The 18146-nt window shown below is 43.2% G+C and carries 13 protein-coding genes and 1 pseudogene; 8 read left to right on the forward strand and 6 right to left on the reverse strand.

Annotated elements, in window-relative coordinates:
• Positions 1 to 262: 262 nt before the first annotated feature.
• The 8 genes and pseudogenes from ACOKFD_RS15315 to ACOKFD_RS15350 form a co-directional block, all read left to right on the forward strand.
• Positions 263 to 715 (forward strand): annotated as a pseudogene (locus ACOKFD_RS15315) (RNA polymerase sigma factor); the annotation flags it as partial.
• 45 nt (positions 716 to 760) lie between these two features.
• Positions 761 to 1255, forward strand: a complete 495-nt coding sequence (locus tag ACOKFD_RS15320; RefSeq protein ID WP_422858716.1) for a hypothetical protein — start codon at positions 761 to 763, stop codon at positions 1253 to 1255.
• Positions 1239 to 2324 (forward strand): hypothetical protein, encoded by a 1086-nt coding sequence (locus ACOKFD_RS15325; protein WP_298995111.1) that lies wholly within the window; start codon positions 1239 to 1241, stop codon positions 2322 to 2324. The genes ACOKFD_RS15320 and ACOKFD_RS15325 overlap by 17 nt, the downstream gene beginning before the upstream one ends.
• Positions 2325 to 2397: 73 nt before the next feature.
• Positions 2398 to 3069 carry a hypothetical protein gene (locus ACOKFD_RS15330; protein WP_422858717.1) on the forward strand — a complete coding sequence of 224 codons (672 nt, stop codon included), beginning with the start codon at positions 2398 to 2400 and terminating at the stop codon, positions 3067 to 3069.
• Complete coding sequence (locus tag ACOKFD_RS15335; protein ID WP_422858718.1) at positions 3066 to 3206, forward strand: hypothetical protein; 141 nt, start codon at positions 3066 to 3068, stop codon at positions 3204 to 3206. Before ACOKFD_RS15330 ends, ACOKFD_RS15335 begins: the two co-directional genes overlap by 4 nt.
• A gap of 22 nt (positions 3207 to 3228) precedes the next feature.
• Entirely contained in the window at positions 3229 to 4059 is an 831-nt protein-coding gene (locus ACOKFD_RS15340; RefSeq protein WP_422858719.1) for a GIN domain-containing protein, read from the forward strand.
• Between the two features lie 44 nt (positions 4060 to 4103).
• On the forward strand, positions 4104 to 4697 hold the full coding sequence (locus tag ACOKFD_RS15345) for a precorrin-2 dehydrogenase/sirohydrochlorin ferrochelatase family protein (protein ID WP_422858720.1): 594 nt from the start codon (positions 4104 to 4106) through the stop codon (positions 4695 to 4697).
• Positions 4698 to 4833: 136 nt separating this feature from the next.
• Positions 4834 to 5298 (forward strand): hypothetical protein, encoded by a 465-nt coding sequence (locus ACOKFD_RS15350; RefSeq protein WP_422858721.1) that lies wholly within the window; start codon positions 4834 to 4836, stop codon positions 5296 to 5298.
• A gap of 21 nt (positions 5299 to 5319) precedes the next feature.
• On the opposite strand, the gene ACOKFD_RS15355 is transcribed toward ACOKFD_RS15350, so the two are convergent.
• From ACOKFD_RS15355 to ACOKFD_RS15380, 6 genes are all read right to left on the reverse strand, one after another.
• Positions 5320 to 6072: a LytR/AlgR family response regulator transcription factor gene (locus ACOKFD_RS15355; protein WP_422858722.1), complete on the reverse strand. Its 753-nt coding sequence runs from the start codon at positions 6070 to 6072 to the stop codon at positions 5320 to 5322.
• Between the two features lie 1280 nt (positions 6073 to 7352).
• On the reverse strand, positions 7353 to 8036 hold the full coding sequence (locus tag ACOKFD_RS15360) for a hypothetical protein (RefSeq protein ID WP_422858723.1): 684 nt from the start codon (positions 8034 to 8036) through the stop codon (positions 7353 to 7355).
• A gap of 235 nt (positions 8037 to 8271) precedes the next feature.
• The gene (locus tag ACOKFD_RS15365; RefSeq protein ID WP_422858724.1) at positions 8272 to 8664 is read right to left on the reverse strand and encodes a hypothetical protein; all 393 of its coding nucleotides are present in this window, start codon (positions 8662 to 8664) and stop codon (positions 8272 to 8274) included.
• A 198-nt stretch (positions 8665 to 8862) separates the two neighbouring features.
• Positions 8863 to 9855, reverse strand: coding sequence for a dienelactone hydrolase family protein (locus tag ACOKFD_RS15370; RefSeq protein WP_422858725.1), 993 nt, complete (start codon positions 9853 to 9855; stop codon positions 8863 to 8865).
• Between the two features lie 20 nt (positions 9856 to 9875).
• Positions 9876 to 10820: a PorP/SprF family type IX secretion system membrane protein gene (locus ACOKFD_RS15375; protein ID WP_422858726.1), complete on the reverse strand. Its 945-nt coding sequence runs from the start codon at positions 10818 to 10820 to the stop codon at positions 9876 to 9878.
• Between the two features lie 11 nt (positions 10821 to 10831).
• Complete coding sequence (locus tag ACOKFD_RS15380; RefSeq protein WP_422858727.1) at positions 10832 to 17854, reverse strand: T9SS type B sorting domain-containing protein; 7023 nt, start codon at positions 17852 to 17854, stop codon at positions 10832 to 10834.
• Between the last annotated feature and the right edge of the window lie 292 nt (positions 17855 to 18146).

Raw genomic sequence — 18146 nt, forward strand, 5'->3', positions numbered from 1 at the left:
TTTGATGATTTATGGTTGCAAATAATTTTCACAGCTAGAGACAGAAGAGAAAAGTGAGGGTTGCATCGTTTAGAATTCTTTTTTGAAAAATCATTTTTTTGAAAATTATATTCAATAGAATGCAACCCTTTACTTTTGATATTGTCTTTAACACAGCAAGCATCAACCTAAACTTTTGGAAACCGACGTCCGTTTTACACATCAAAACTTGGTAGAAGAATGCAAGAAGGGCATTCCCGGTTCGCAGTATGAGCTCTATTCGCTTTATGTGGATGCCATGTACAATGTGGGATATCGTTTTTTAGGAAACAAGGAGGATGCAGAGGATATCATTCAAGACAGTTTTGTTGATGCATTTAGAAACCTTGAAAGGTTTAAGTACGAAAGCAGTTTTGGGGCGTGGCTCAAACGCATCGTAATCAATAAGAGTATTAACCATCTAAGGGCAAAAAGAATTGCTGTGGTGCCTATGGAAGTGCATGAGTTTCATTTGGCAGAGGATGAACCAGTTGAAGTTGATAAAATGGATATCCAAAAGGTAAAAAAGGGTATTGCCAAACTACCTGATGGTTATAAACAAATCATTAACCTTTATTTAATAGAAGGGTATGACCATGTGGAGATTGGAGAGATTTTGAATATATCGACAAGTACATCAAAATCCCAATATCATAGGGCGAAGAAAAAATTAGTTGAAATCATAAGCGAATTGTAATGGACAATTTTGAAAAACATATACGAGACAATGCAGGCCAGTTTGATGAGCACAAAGCAGATCGATGCGAAACTCTGGGCCAATATCTCGACAGAGCTCCAGAAAGAGGAACCAAAGGTAATTCCGCTCTGGAGAAGACCGGCTTTCCGAGTTGCTGCAAGCGTAGTTCTTTTATTTGGTCTTGCTGGAATAATCTTTTTGTCTTCATTAGGAGTGAACTCCAATGAAACCCAATACGTTTCCAAAGAGTTGATGGATATTGATATGCACTATCAAAATCTGGTGTCCTATCAGGTGGAATTGGTCCGAAAGAACCCTAACCTTACCGAAGAGGATAAAGTTGAGTTTTTGTCTTTCATGGATGAGTTGGATTTGGAATACGAGGCACTTCGCGAAGAGATGGGAAGCAACTTGGACAACGAACAGGTATTGGAAGCCATAGTTGCCAACTATAAAAAGCGAATAGAGCTTATTGAAAATTTATTGAGACAGATTAACGATTCTAAAAAAGTGGATAAAGAGTATGGATACACATTATAAAATAGCATTTTGGATGGTTTTCATGCTGTTTTCAGCATACTTGGGAACTGCGCAGGAAAGGGTATCCAAAACCGTAGAAAGGAGTTTTGAACTTTCCAATGCCGGAGAACTTCAGATAGAGAACAAATATGGAAACATAGATGTTACTGGATGGGAACAGGATAAGGTGGCCATTAAGGTCTCCATACGTGTGAACCATAGAAAAAAGGATAATGCCCAAAGTCTACTAAGTCGAATCAATCCCGAGTTTAAATCAGGTTCCAATTATGTGGGCGTGGTTTCCAAGATTAGAAAAAAGAACACGGGCTGGTTTGCCGATTTTTTTAATAAGACAAACCCAGTGGATTTTGACCGCAGCCATGTGCAGATAGATTATGAAGTATTTATGCCTTCCAAAGCAGAACTCCGCGTAACCAATAGATTTGGTGATGTTATAATAGAAGGATGGAGTGGACCTCTGAATGCCTTAGTGGAACACGGGGATTTGTGGGTAACGGAAAACCTCAATAAGGCGGATGTGATCTTAAAATTTGGAAAAGTCCGAACGCAAGATTTGGAATATGCTAGTTTGTATCTTAAAAATGGAGAGTTGGAAATGGAAAACTCCAATAGTCTTCGCCTGAATAGTAGTGGAACCGATATGGACATTACTTCAGTGAAGACCCTGGAAATCTATTCAAACAAAGATGACATTGCCATAGCTGAGATTGGTTCAGTATACGGTACCCTAAAGTTCAGTACCCTAAATATTCAACGTTTGATGAAGGAAGTTAATTTGGATACCAAGATTGCTGATTTTCGGATAACCCAGTTCATTGAACCCCAATCAGAGATATCATTTGAGCAAGAATCTTCCGAAATAACCTTAAATGTATCTGGCTTTTCCCATCGGTTTAGAGCTACTTTGGAGCAAGGTGTAGTTCGTTTACCCAAAAGTTTTGAGAATGTAAACTCTAAAGTATTAGACAAGGGTAGAAGACTTCGAGAAATTGAGGCAACCTATGGCGAAGATAATGCAGGACTCATATCTATAAATGGAATCAAAGGAATTGTAACAATAAATGATTAAAAGAGTCAAAAGAAATGCAACCTTTTAAAAGTTGGGTTGTCTTTAGAAAAAATCAATCAATACACTAAGCAAAATGAACAATCAAAAAACAACAATTCCACTTTTAATCTTTCTGCTTTTTGGGCTTTTTACAAAGGCTCAAGACGATGATGAGAAATATATCACTTTTAATGACCGAAGGAATGTGGTGCATGGTGTTTATCTGGGTATTGCCATGGGGTATGGTGAAATTGAAGGAGAAGATACCTACGTGGGCAGCTTTAAGATAGCCTATGTGGCCAACCGGCAATTTGAAGTAGGGTTTTTGGCAAAGGGATTGTACTCCCGTCAAGATATCTTCAATCCACGGTCCGGAGAAAACGATGATTTGGTAGGAGGCTATGCCGGTTTTCACTTGGAACCCATTCTTTTTGGAAGATCCAGGGTGAGTCTATCATTTCCACTTTTTATTGGAGGTGGGGCCGTGGGGTATGTAAGTCGTGATGATATTGACAATGATGTAGACATTGATATTGATGACGATGATGTTGATGCTGTGTTTGTGTTGGAACCGGGGGTAAGTGCACTCTTTAATATATCAAGATTTGTACAGATTGAAGCTGGTGTAAAATACCGTTTCTCTAGTGAAATCGAGTTAACGGACAGTCCTATTGACCGCATAAATGGATTTACCAGTCAGGTGGGTATCAAGTTGGGAATCTTCAATATGGGAAGAAACCGATATAAGAAAACTTTGGACCAATGAAAGAGGAAAGAAGTTTGGGAAGTATCCCAATTGTTGCCATACGGGTATTTTCTGAAAACAATCAAGTATTTAAACAACAAGGTGCCGGAGATTGGCAGGTTGTTCCATTTGAATGGACTTCGGTAATCTTCAGATAAACAATCCTAAAAACAAAACAAGATGAAATTAATTAAAACCAATTGGATTTGGGTAGTAGCCCTTTTGGCTATATCCTGCTCCACAGAAACTGTAAGGGTCTCGGATGAGGTATCTACCCGTAACTATGATTTTAACGAAATTACCGCTTTAGAGGTAGCCACGGACTTTAAGGCATACATTAACTTTTCGGATGCAGAACAGAGCATCCGTATAGAAGCAAATAGCAATCTGTTTGATAAGATAGATGTCTTTGAACGGAATGGAAAGTTAACGGTTAAAGTAAAGAACAATGTGAATATCAAAGGAAAAGAAACCTTGAATCTATTTATCAATGCAAAGAGCATAACTGAGTTTAAAGCTTCTTCTGACGCTTCAATTTTTCTGGATGCTCCTTTAAACGCATCTTCAACATCAATTCAACTCAGTTCTGACGCCTATTTTGATGGGGATGTGACCACAGATGATTTTGAACTGAGTGCTTCATCAGATAGTAAAGCTACCCTCTATCTTGACGCTAAAAATGCTCGTATGGATTTTTCCTCTGGCGCTCAATTGGATGGTGAGGTTGCAATTGATGAAGTTAATGTCAAGTTATCTTCTGATAGTGAAATGGATGTAATGGGCACTATCACAAAATTAGATGCAACGCTTTCATCGGATAGTAGAATGGAAAATTATGCTTTGCAGGTAGAAAATTTAAAAATCATACTTACCTCAGATAGTGAAGCGTACCTTACGGTTTCAAACACCATAGATGTAACAGCAAATTCTGACAGCAAACTTTTCTATAAGGGAGAGGCTGAGATAATCAGACAAGATTTGTCGAGTGATGGGAAGGTTATAAAAAAATAGCATTTCTTTCTATCTTGGCATGGCTTAAGAAAAGTAAGGATGATATGGAAGAACGAAATGAGTTATATCCGGTTTTTTTGAAAGTTTCCAACCTGAACGTACTCATTGTAGGTGGAGGTAATGTGGGTTTGGAAAAACTATCTTTCTTATTAAAATCAAGCCCTGGGGCGAAAGTGCAAATGATTGCGCCTGAATATTTGGAAGCTACTCTTAATTTGGCTAAAAACCATCAGGTGGAAATTACTCATGATGTATATAACAAGAGTTATTTAGAAGGCAAGCATATGGTACTAGCCTGTACGGACAAAGTAGAAGTAAACGAAGAAGTATATCGTGATTGCAGGGAACGAAGTTTACTGGTCAATGTGGCGGACAACCCACCGTTTTGTGACTTTTATATGGGAGGTATAGTTACCAAGGGCAATGTGAAGATTGCTATATCTACAAACGGTAAATCACCAACCACCGCCAAACGGTTGAGGCAATTTTTTGAAGATGTGCTGCCGGAACGAATAGACGATTTAGTTAAAAACCTTAATGAGTACCGTAAAACCCTCAAGGGAGATTTTGAAGAAAAAGTTGAAGCCCTAAATGAGTTTACTAAAGGACTTGTTGAGAAGAAAGACGGCCGGGAATAGCGCTGCCCTTGTTGCGTTAAAAAAGTTATAAAGTAGTTTGTAGAACAGATTCCAATTTCAAAAAGGTATATTTTTAGTTTTACCATAAGTTTCCCCTTTGTATTTATTATTTAATTTCAATTCAAAACAATTTGTGATGAAATCTGTTGTTATAAAAATGTTTTTGGGGATATTGTTTTTTCCATCTTTTTTACTGGCTCAATCAGTAGATAATCTTATGAGGTTGAAGGAATATATTGACAATGGTCAGTTAGTGATTTATACAGAGTCGTCCGTGGCGCTTGATTCAAGTTCCAGTGCTATCACTTATGTAGATTTTTGTGAAGATGGTACGTACTATTATGATTACGAAGGGTCTTTTAATGTAAAGGGAACCCAAAATACAAGTAATAGAAATAATCGGGCCAGCGGTGCTGGGGTGGCCAAAAACTCTGGAAGTTGGCAGGTCTTGGAGTATCAGAATGCTTTTTATCTAGAGGTAACAGATGCTTTTGGCCAGAAAACGTATTATCCAATAAACATTCAAAATTTAGCTGCAGGTAAATGGAAACAGGGAAACACAACCTATGTTTTTGCCCCAAAGAAGGGGAGGTGTTTGTAGGCCTAAAAGTTTATAACTACGTTAAAGTCTTTTCATTGAATCCAAGAGGTCCTCTTTCTTTCTCGGGGAGATACTTACATGCATGTCATTGCTCATTATTATGTAGCCTCCATCTGATTTAATATATTTTTTTACCTCTTTTAGATTTATCAAGTAACTGTTGTGAACCCGCATAAATTGATGGTCGGATAAGAGATTTTCATACTCTTTGAGGTGTTTGCTTACCAAAAGACTGCTTCCATCTTTTAGGGTAAATGAAGTATATGAACCGTCTGCCTTACATAAGATAATATCTCGAATGAGGATGAACTCCATACCTGCAGTTGTGGCTAAACATATCTTTTCCTGTTTTTGCGCCCCTTCTCCTAGATTAAGCATTAGGGTTTCAATCTGTTGTCTGTAAATGCTGGTATCCATTCTACTCCTTGCTTTGTCCACAGCTTCTTTTAACTCTTCCAGGTCAATGGGCTTCAAGAGATAATCCAATGAACTAAACTTGATTGCCTTTAGCGCATATTTTTCAAAAGCTGTCGTAAAAATCACTTCAAAGTCTGGATGTTCAATCTGATTGAGAATATCAAAACCTTCGCCAGGTTGCAGCTCAATATCTAGAAAAACTACATCGGGACTAAATATAGAAAGTACCTTGACCGCTTCAGGCACAGAAGCAGCTGTTGCAAGTACTTTTACATCTTCACAGAATTCCTCCAAAAGTGTTTTTAAAGTTTCCCTACTGTGTTTTTCATCTTCTACTATTATTACTTTTAATACCATGGTGTGATGTTATGCTGCTAATGTTTTAATGCTTGTCTTGGTTTTATGGCATTTCTTTTATTTACTGAAATCCTGATATGTTTATTTATGGCTTAAGAACAGCTTGGTTTCTGGAGGCTCTAGCAAACAAAACAAATGGTTAAGAGTTTTATTCCTAGTACTTAAAAAGATACAACTTTTAGATTGACTTGGGTATTTATGATTAAATCATTTTTTTAACAATACTAAATGAAAAAAATATAAACTAGGTCTTTAAAACGTTTTGTCAAATCCTAAAATGGGTTATTTCTATAGTTTTTTGTGGATTTTCTTGAAAGAACATAATAAAGTATGCACTGACATCTAACTTCTGAAGAAAGGCTTATACTTTTAAAAAGAAACCTACCGCTTTTTTCTTTTGTATATGGGCCTTACGCAGCATAACCCCATACTCGTCTTAGGCTCGGTCCAAAAGTGTTTGCGGTAGGTATTTTATATGTTAATGGATTTGGTAATCAAGTCCAACCTTTTATCTTACTCTTTATTGTAATATTGAATTCTGATTATACTTTTTTAAGTATTCCTAGAGTGTCATTTATTGACCGTTTGTTAAAAATTAGCCTTTTGCTAGTACTTTTTCTTCTCCGATTGATAGTTCATGAAATTCCATTCTAAAAAGACTTTTAGGTTTACGTTTCAAAAGTAGACACTCTCTGTTCATTGTTTTGGTAAGAGTTGACGGTTTACCGTTTCCATTTGATGAATACAGGGTTAGAATTCATGACTTATAAATTGATTGGGGAGTGTTTAAGTTAGATGATACAAGCAGACTAAAAAAAAGGCCACTGCTATCTCCATTGACACCACACCAAGAAACGGGACAGGAGAAAAATACAGCGGCCCAACCTATACTTATTAAGTTCTTAATTGGAACTATCTTCATTCTATTGTTTAGGGAGGTCGATTAGCCTAGATGACCTCAGATTGTGACTTATTGTTTAAAAAAGTCAGTGCTAATTTCTTTTTTTCTTTAGACTAATGAGGTTGAAATTGACGGTTGTATGTTTTCAATTGATGAATGACATTTAACAATCCAAAATGACAGATTTTTATAATACTATCTTCTATTTCTCATGTAGTATAAAAGATTTTGGGTTCGGTAGTTCTAAGTTTTCAAACGCAACAATCATTTTATTAACCTGTTGTTGAAGGGTTGAAATAACCCATGCGAATACATGAAAAAAACGGAATCCAAAAATAGGATTCCGTCTTTGGAGGAAAATTTGAAACATGAAAGTTTTCTATATTATCAAAGCTGAATATTTGGGATTTTCTTTAGAAGTTCCGAGTTCCGAAGAAGTATCTAGTACCGGTTGATTTTTGGGTAATGGAGATATTCGATTTCTATGATAACCCTTAAAATCAATTTCACAGAAATTACTCAAATATTCCAAAGTTTCTTCATAATCGTGAATGTTTATCCCTTTGGTTTTTAAAATGTAATGAAGGGGATACTTTTTCTGACTATAAATCGAGTTGCTTTTAAGATGAAAGTTATCAGATTTAACAATCAGCATTTTCAATGATTTAAGGTGGCACATAGGAGCGTTATAATTGGACACGCCATCTTTAATACATTTAAATGTTAGATATACTTTTCCTATGTTTTTGAAGACATTGGCTGTGTATCCCAATGTTTCATTGTTTACAGGAAGTTTAAGGCATGTTTCTTCCGTTTCTAGATAAAACAAAACTGTAGTGTCATATAAAACATCTTGAGTCAATTCAGGAATTTCAAGAGTGCAAGACCATCCCAAAGGTCTGTCTCTTAAATCGAAAGTGAAAAGTTTGATATGCTCTAACATTAAGCGTTTATCGTCTTTTTTGGAGTAGCGAATACTGGAGGATCTATTGTAAAGGAAAATAGGATAAGCTATTATTATCGTAGCACAAATAAGGGTCCATATTATTATTGTAAGTTGCATTTTTCTTTATTTTAGAGTGGTAAAGCATCTTTAATTCCAAATAAAGTAACCTATAATTGTTGGTTCCCTACTATGGAAATGTGTGGAACAGCCTTCTTAATTGATGAATAAAGTATTTAGGATGAAATGCATTTTTTTTCGATGAATCACGTACCCTTTTAACACTAGTTTCGCTCTTTATACTGATGATGCAAATAACATAAGACATATAGCTATGTTTATTAGCGTTGGGTTTCTAATCCGGGATTCCCATTTTTTTAATTTCCTCTAAATGATTCAACTGACCGATTACGTTTTTCACATCGTAGTCAACTATTTTTCTAGTACTGTAACTTCTTTTTATATGGTCTATATAAGTATGAATCTCCAAAGTATAGTACTTTTCCATTTTAAAAATAGGATCATTCAAGATCTCATTTTGTCCTATATGGTTTTTCTCTCCGAATGCTCTTGCCCTATAAACAGTCTTGCATTCAACATTTTCTCCGTTTATCCATTCAACCGTCACTTCAACAAAATCATCTTTTTGTTCTTTGAATTTGTAGGTTGCGTTTTTGGAAATATTGCCTACCTCGTATTCAGATTTTACTAAATCTAAAATCCATTTTTCTAAAAAATTATTTTTCATAGTGGTTCCGTATTAAATATTTAGTTGAGACCAAATTCCTGGTCTCAGTTTTGATTCAAATTCTTGAGATTGATTTGTTCCTTCCTGGATTTGAAGGTTGATAATATGGAACATTGCCCTTGTGGAGGATGATGTGCGAAGACAGCTTTGTAAAGGGCTTTTAGCCGTCCTTGTTATTTCTTTTGGTCATAAGATTACTTAGTTTGACCATAGTTCTTTAAACCATTCAATTGTTCTTTTTCTGGCCAAAATACTTTCAGGAAGACCATCAAAATCAAATCCATGATCAACACCTTCGTAATAATATGATTCTACGGGGGCTCCTTTTGTTTTTAGCATATCCACAAAGCAGAGAGTATTTTCGGTTAAAGGATCATTGGATGGAATTTGAAATAGCATTGGAGCATAGGGATAGAATACATTTCCATCGGTATTTGAACCACAAGGATGTTTGCCAAAATAGTTATAGCCAACAGAGCCGCCATAGTAGAAAACAGCTCCTGAAAATCCATTTTTTGGTTTTTTTTGGGGAGGTAACACCCCATTGGATAAGGTATATTCTTTTCCATTTTGACTTTGTGTCCACTCAAAATCAACAGGAACCCTATCTGTGTCCAGCATTGAAGCTGCAACAGCACTACCTCCATCAGAAAAGCCTAAAAGAGCAATTTTCTCAGGAGTTACCACCGGACTTCCATCATCATAATTCAAGTTTTGAAGCAAGGATAACACTGCATTTGCATCCTTGGGTCTTTCAAATTGGGCGCTTATCTTAAAATTATCAGGAAGCTCTCTCCATTTTCCAGTTCTGGTAGTAACACCTCTTCCTGAATAACTATCAACAAAGGCACCAACTATACAATTTTCAGCTAGAATGTTTTGCCATTCTTTAAATTGTCCAGACATGGTTTCAGAATTTGGGTCTCTATTGGTCCACATACCATCAGAACCATGCATTACGACAACAGCAGGCATAACCTGGCCTTGGCACCCTTCTGGGATTGATAAATAAACCGGAATTTCGTAGTTGTCGATTTGTATTCTAAGTATGGTTTCGGAAGTATTGGCAGAAACAATTTGGGTTTCTTCTGAAGAACCCAAATCATTTTTGGTATCGTCACTACAGCCAAGAAATCCAAGAACTGTTGTAAGTGTTAATCTGAAAGCTATTTTTTTGCAAGCTATATTCATATCTAATTTGTGTTTATTTTTTAATAAGTACATGTACAATTTGATATACCTTGAAATAGGTCTATACCCAAGGTAACTACGTGCGTCCCACTTGAATATCCGAGCAACTCATTGAGAATTACTTGATAGGAGTATCCAAAGTAGAAGCTTCCTTTTTTAAGTCCAAGAATTGGTGCTACATAAAGAGGTTGTGCCACTTGGTCATTTAAAAAGCGATAAGTTATTCCGGCGTAGTAATAATCTATGAAGTCATATAGACGAAACTTCATATTTAGGTCAGTTACCGAACGGCCATCACTTTCAAAGTATTGGAAAAAAACAGAGGGTTCCATTTCAAAATCTGAACGCCTTGTTTTTCTGATTTTATAACCGGAGTACAGAAAATAGTTTCTTAAAATATTAGGTTCAAAAAGAAAATTAAACTTTTCAAAATCCTTATTCAGAATATTCGCTACGTTTAAACTTAGATAAAAGTTTCCCTTTCTATAAAGGGTACCCAAATCAAAATTCGGATTACTGGATGCCCTATCGTCGGTTATTGCTAAATCATTGTTTTCTTGAAAATTTTCAATGTCAATTCTAAATTGATTCAAATTGAAAGAAAGGGCCATTGAGAAATAATGATTATCGTATTGATCGATGGTCAAATGATGGGCAAATGAAATCCTGCTTCCTCTCTGTTTGGTTTCACCATTTGAATCATTATATAGCAAGAGTCCTATTCCAGACCGATTTCCCAAACGTACATCTGCAGAAAATGATTGGGTGTCAGGTGCATCTGGAATACCAATCCATTGACTCAATCCATTCATACGTACTTTTACGTAATTCCCAATTCCAGCATAGGCAGGTGACATTAGAAAAGGATTATCAGAAAGATATTGCGATAATTGGGGTATTGTCAATTCTTGACCTTTTAAGGTTATACTGCAAAAAATGGTTAGTAAGAACACTATTTTTTTCATTGTCTCTTGGATTATCTGTATAGGGTAAAATGTCCTACAAATTCACGTCCACTACCATCATTCAATTGTATTACATACCAGTAATCTCCAGAGGGTAGCGGTTTTGACTCATACATTCCATCCCAACCTTCGTTTAATGCTCCCATTATCTTTATTTTTCTGCCATACCTATCAAAAATGAATGTTTCAATATCTGGATAGGGAAAAATATTTCGTGGTCTCCAAAAATCGTTTTGACCATCATTGTTTGGCGTGAAGAAGTTGGGTATTTCGATATCGGTAAAATTCAAAGTGATGGTTTCTATAGTTTCACAACCATTTCCATCCAACACACGAACTACAAATGTTCCACTCCTATCAATAGAAAACACATTGTTGGAAGTTCCGGATTGGTTTTCAAAGAAGTAAGTATAAGGTGGAGCCCCACCAGAAACATTGGCAGTTATTTCATTCATATTTGAATTGATTAAATTGAGTTCAACTGGAGTTGTTTCTACAATCGTAAAAGGAATGATTGTTAAACAACCATTGGTATGTAAAATTGATAAGAAATGATTTCCAACAGTAATATTCTCAAACTCAGGAGTAAGCACAAAATCATTCAATTCAGTTGAATCAAGTGCATATAAAACATTTGGACTTATTGATGGATTAGCAAGACTGACCATGATGGAATTATTGAGAAATCCTGATTCACAAGAGTATACAGGCTCTATTAAGGCGTCAAGATTAGGTCCCCCAGGAAGAATGTCAAATTCTGTCATAGTTTGACATCCATTGCTGTCAATAATACTGAATGAATAATTTCCTGGGTCTAATTCATTAATTGTAAAAGTTTCATTTTGAAATATCTCAACTTGCCCAGAACTCATTTGAATATTGTATGGTCCTACACCATTTTCTACTGTTATTTCAACAAACCCATCTCCGCTTTCCCAACAGGATTCATGGCTTATATCAAGTGATATGGACAATGAGTTTATGGTGATGTCAAAGCTGTTGTCCACGGCCGGGCAGGACCCGTTTGCAGGACTGAAGACGTAGAGGGTGGTGGATGCGTTTATGATGTCGCCCGGCGAGAGCGCGCTTCCCCCTCCGTTGGGGGCATTGAAATAATTGCCTTCGGAAAGGGGGGGCAGTTGGTAGGGTCCACAGTTGACCACATTCGCCAGAGCGTCAGCCAGGGGCTGGTCGGTGACGGTAACCGTGACGGTTGCCTGTGCTGCTGCGCATGGCGCTACGGCAGCGAATGAGTATGTGAAATCGTAGGTTCCCGGAGCGAGCCCGGACAGGTCCACGTTGGCGGGGTCTGTCAGGTCAGCTCCCGTTGCGTCGTCATCGGCCCAGTTGCCCCCGGAGTCGGGTGTTCCGTTGAGTGCGGCCTGGAGGTCGGTCGCCGCGCCGCCCGTTGTACAGATGGCTATGGCCCCGTCGCTCCCTGCATCGGGCTGGTCGGTGACGGTAACCGTGACGGTTGCCTGTGCTGCTGCGCATGGCGCTACGGCAGCGAATGAGTATGTGAAATCGTAGGTTCCCGGAGCGAGCCCGGACAGGTCCACGTTGGCGGGGTCTGTCAGGTCAGCTCCCGTTGCGTCGTCATCGGCCCAGTTGCCCCCGGAGTCGGGTGTTCCGTTGAGTGCGGCCTGGAGGTCGGTCGCCGCGCCGCCCGTTGTACAGATGGCTATGGCCCCGTCGCTCCCTGCATCGGGCTGGTCGGTGACGGTAACCGTGACGGTTGCCTGTGCTGCTGCGCATGGCGCTACGGCAGCGAATGAGTATGTGAAATCGTAGGTTCCCGGAGCGAGCCCGGACAGGTCCACGTTGGCGGGGTCTGTCAGGTCAGCTCCCGTTGCGTCGTCATCGGCCCAGTTGCCCCCGGAGTCGGGTGTTCCGTTGAGTGCGGCCTGGAGGTCGGTCGCCGCGCCGCCCGTTGTACAGATGGCTATGGCCCCGTCGCTCCCTGCATCGGGCTGGTCGGTGACGGTAACCGTGACGGTTGCCTGTGCTGCTGCGCATGGCGCTACGGCAGCGAATGAGTATGTGAAATCGTAGGTTCCCGGAGCGAGCCCGGACAGGTCCACGTTGGCGGGGTCTGTCAGGTCAGCTCCCGTTGCGTCGTCATCGGCCCAGTTGCCCCCGGAGTCGGGTGTTCCGTTGAGTGCGGCCTGGAGGTCGGTCGCCGCGCCGCCCGTTGTACAGATGGCTATGGCCCCGTCGCTCCCTGCATCGGGCTGGTCGGTGACGGTAACCGTGACGGTTGCCTGTGCTGCTGCGCATGGCGCTACGGCAGCGAATGAGTATGTGAAATCGTAGGTTCCCGGAGCGAGCCCGGACAGGTCCACGTTGGCGGGGTCTGTCAGGTCAGCTCCCGTTGCGTCGTCATCGGCCCAGTTGCCCCCGGAGTCGGGTGTTCCGTTGAGTGCGGCCTGGAGGTCGGTCGCCGCGCCGCCCGTTGTACAGATGGCTATGGCCCCGTCGCTCCCTGCATCGGGCTGGTCGGTGACGGTAACCGTGACGGTTGCCTGTGCTGCTGCGCATGGCGCTACGGCAGCGAATGAGTATGTGAAATCGTAGGTTCCCGGAGCGAGCCCGGACAGGTCCACGTTGGCGGGGTCTGTCAGGTCAGCTCCCGTTGCGTCGTCATCGGCCCAGTTGCCCCCGGAGTCGGGTGTTCCGTTGAGTGCGGCCTGGAGGTCGGTCGCCGCGCCGCCCGTTGTACAGATGGCTATGGCCCCGTCGCTCCCTGCATCGGGCTGGTCGGTGACGGTAACCGTGACGGTTGCCTGTGCTGCTGCGCATGGCGCTACGGCAGCGAATGAGTATGTGAAATCGTAGGTTCCCGGAGCGAGCCCGGACAGGTCCACGTTGGCGGGGTCTGTCAGGTCAGCTCCCGTTGCGTCGTCATCGGCCCAGTTGCCCCCGGAGTCGGGTGTTCCGTTGAGTGCGGCCTGGAGGTCGGTCGCCGCGCCGCCCGTTGTACAGATGGCTATGGCCCCGTCGCTCCCTGCATCGGGCTGGTCGGTGACGGTAACCGTGACGGTTGCCTGTGCTGCTGCGCATGGCGCTACGGCAGCGAATGAGTATGTGAAATCGTAGGTTCCCGGAGCGAGCCCGGACAGGTCCACGTTGGCGGGGTCTGTCAGGTCAGCTCCCGTTGCGTCGTCATCGGCCCAGTTGCCCCCGGAGTCGGGTGTTCCGTTGAGTGCGGCCTGGAGGTCGGTCGCCGCGCCGCCCGTTGTACAGATGGCTATGGCCCCGTCGCTCCCTGCATCGGGCTGGTCGGTGACGGTAACCGTGACGGTTGCCTGTGCTGCTGCGCATGGCGCTACGGCAGCGAATGAGTATGTGAAATCGTAGGTTCCCGGAGCGAGCCCGGACAGGTCCACGTTGGCGGGGTCTGTCAGGTCAGCTCCCGTTGCGTCGTCATCGGCCCAGTTGCCCCCGGAGTCGGGTGTTCCGTTGAGTGCGGCCTGGAGGTCGGTCGCCGCGCCGCCCGTTGTACAGATGGCTATGGCCCCGTCGCTCCCTGCATCGGGCTGGTCGGTGACGGTAACCGTGACGGTTGCCTGTGCTGCTGCGCATGGCGCTACGGCAGCGAATGAGTATGTGAAATCGTAGGTTCCCGGAGCGAGCCCGGACAGGTCCACGTTGGCGGGGTCTGTCAGGTCAGCTCCCGTTGCGTCGTCATCGGCCCAGTTGCCCCCGGAGTCGGGTGTTCCGTTGAGTGCGGCCTGGAGGTCGGTCGCCGCGCCGCCCGTTGTACAGATGGCTATGGCCCCGTCGCTCCCTGCATCGGGCTGGTCGGTGACGGTAACCGTGACGGTTGCCTGTGCTGCTGCGCATGGCGCTACGGCAGCGAATGAGTATGTGAAATCGTAGGTTCCCGGAGCGAGCCCGGACAGGTCCACGTTGGCGGGGTCTGTCAGGTCAGCTCCCGTTGCGTCGTCATCGGCCCAGTTGCCCCCGGAGTCGGGTGTTCCGTTGAGTGCGGCCTGGAGGTCGGTCGCCGCGCCGCCCGTTGTACAGATGGCTATGGCCCCGTCGCTCCCTGCATCGGGCTGGTCGGTGACGGTAACCGTGACGGTTGCCTGTGCTGCTGCGCATGGCGCTACGGCAGCGAATGAGTATGTGAAATCGTAGGTTCCCGGAGCGAGCCCGGACAGGTCCACGTTGGCGGGGTCTGTCAGGTCAGCTCCCGTTGCGTCGTCATCGGCCCAGTTGCCCCCGGAGTCGGGTGTTCCGTTGAGTGCGGCCTGGAGGTCGGTCGCCGCGCCGCCCGTTGTACAGATGGCTATGGCCCCGTCGCTCCCTGCATCGGGCTGGTCGGTGACGGTAACCGTGACGGTTGCCTGTGCTGCTGCGCATGGCGCTACGGCAGCGAATGAGTATGTGAAATCGTAGGTTCCCGGAGCGAGCCCGGACAGGTCCACGTTGGCGGGGTCTGTCAGGTCAGCTCCCGTTGCGTCGTCATCGGCCCAGTTGCCCCCGGAGTCGGGTGTTCCGTTGAGTGCGGCCTGGAGGTCGGTCGCCGCGCCGCCCGTTGTACAGATGGCTATGGCCCCGTCGCTCCCTGCATCGGGCTGGTCGGTGACGGTAACCGTGACGGTTGCCTGTGCTGCTGCGCATGGCGCTACGGCAGCGAATGAGTATGTGAAATCGTAGGTTCCCGGAGCGAGCCCGGACAGGTCCACGTTGGCGGGGTCTGTCAGGTCAGCTCCCGTTGCGTCGTCATCGGCCCAGTTGCCCCCGGAGTCGGGTGTTCCGTTGAGTGCGGCCTGGAGGTCGGTCGCCGCGCCGCCCGTTGTACAGATGGCTATGGCCCCGTCGCTCCCTGCATCGGGCTGGTCGGTGACGGTAACCGTGACGGTTGCCTGTGCTGCTGCGCATGGCGCTACGGCAGCGAATGAGTATGTGAAATCGTAGGTTCCCGGAGCGAGCCCGGACAGGTCCACGTTGGCGGGGTCTGTCAGGTCAGCTCCCGTTGCGTCGTCATCGGCCCAGTTGCCCCCGGAGTCGGGTGTTCCGTTGAGTGCGGCCTGGAGGTCGGTCGCCGCGCCGCCCGTTGTACAGATGGCTATGGCCCCGTCGCTCCCTGCATCGGGCTGTGGATAGACATTTATTGTTTGAGTGACATCCGTACTATTGCCTGAAGTATCAGTGATTCTGTAAGTACGTGCAATTATTTCAGGATTTGTTCCTCCCAATGAAAAATCGCCTACATGTACTACAGATAGAACTGCACAATTGTCATCTTCATCAGTCACTACTAAGGGATCAGGTGCAGGTAAAGTTCCGCAAACATCTATTGTTGGAGGATTACTTGCAGTTGGTGTTTCAAAGTCTCCAAAACCAATGGTGAAAACATCCAAATGTTCTAGATCAACATTATCAAAAAAGGCATCTGACCCTGCTACGCTTGAGGCTGTTACATAGTCAATCATTCCTGTAGTAAAATCTCCATCTCCATCTCGATCTATCATCAGTTGGATGCCACATGCATCATTAGTTAGAATGTCGGAACCTGAAAGATCTACCCGTATGCTTACTCCTGAAATAGGTGTGACTCCTGTAGAAACTGTTTTTTGAACTTTCCATTCTCGTGAAATTCTTAAGGTAATATCACCTGAGGGAGGTAGTTCTACATTCGTGGAACTTAAACTTGCACGATTATTGCCCCAGATTAGGTAATTATGACGGTAAGAGAAAAGTGATATACCAAAGGTTGCATTTTCAATTTCAGGTCTTGTTTGATTTAAATTGTCAACTGAGAAGTTAGAATCGGTGGACATGGAGACAATAGCCTCATCATTTTCGCTTTTGGCAATACGTTGATGTAGATTGTATCTTAGGTCAGGAGAAGCACCATTGTTATCTCGATATCTATCTCTTGCCAGTCCTGCAATATCAAATCGGTATGCAGGATTTATAGCAGGGTCCCAGATTAGCGTTCCGTCGGCAGCAAGATATTGGTATCCTTGGTTGCCCACAATACTTCCCAATGAACCTGCACTATTAAGAGTTATACCATATTTAATAGCCAAGTAACTTTCAGCACGCTGTATTGAATTTGTATCTAATGGACCATCAGCAACTAAAACCTCTGCGATAAAACCAGTCAAATTCCTATTGGAATCGTTACTATTAAAGTGTTTTCCTAAGCGGTTGAACAAATAAAGGTCATTTTCCGCTAGACCATGATTTCTTATTTCAAAGATGTCCGGTAGACCGTTTACTCTTGTTGCCAGGATTTCTTCTTCTGTACCCAAGGGTTCTACAACATCTCTGGTAAAAACACCAACTGTTGGACGATTCATAAGATTTATTCCACCACTCTCAAAAAAGTCACCCCCATTCCAAGTCCTGCCTACTGAAAACCGATCACCAGTTGCAATTCCCAATGAAAGATTGGTTGTAGTGCTATGATGGGTATCTATATCTCCTCCGTAGAGAAGCCGTTGGGTTTCTGCTGAGCTACCTAAACCACGAGCTCTAAACACAACGAAAATGGTTAACTCTCCCCTAGAGATAGGACGGGTATGCAGGGCTTCTCCGTCTCCACTTCCATCAAATTCCAAGGCAGGATTAAAATTCATATTATTTCTGCGCAAAGTAGGTATACCCGGTACGGTACCAATTGGGTTGAGAAAGGGTGGAGCTCCAAAGGAATGTTGAAAACCTGGATTAATGGCAGCGTTCCAAGGATTTGGATAATGCGCTGGGTCTGAAGGATGCTGGACTGCATCTTGTTTATTTGTTGGTCCTGGAAAATCAACAAGGTCGTACCAAGTCGTTACAGGGGTTCCATCTGCTGGGGCAAATGGTGTGTATAATTGTAGTTGACCATCTGGTGAAGGAGTATTTATGGCCCTATCTGCACTATACCAAGTATCTACCTCAATCTGCCCAAAGGATTGTTGGTTGACCAGTAGAAGTAGGATAGCCAGTAAGGGTTGGTAAAAACGAATGAATTTGTTAACTAAAAATTCTTTTTCAGCTTTAGGTTTAGTGAATAGGAAAAGTAAAAGTTTGGTCATAGGCTAAAGATTTGGGGTTTGGATATTACTCTTCTAAAGAGATATCCATTATAAAAGAAGGAAAAGAGTTTCGGATATTGTTTTATGAATTCATCAATAGCTGTTGAGAATTGACGAATGCATTGGCTGAGGCAATAAAGAATTTTATACTTCCTTCAACTACAATATTTTAACAGGAATATTAGCTCAAAACCATAAGAGAGACAAAATCTAAAAAACCATCAAGTATTTTGCTCGATGGTTTATGTTGTGATCGAAACCCAGATAAAACAGTTTGCTAATGACCACATTT

Source organism: Flagellimonas ulvae (genome assembly GCF_049333175.1).
In the GTDB taxonomy this organism is placed as follows: domain Bacteria; phylum Bacteroidota; class Bacteroidia; order Flavobacteriales; family Flavobacteriaceae; genus Flagellimonas.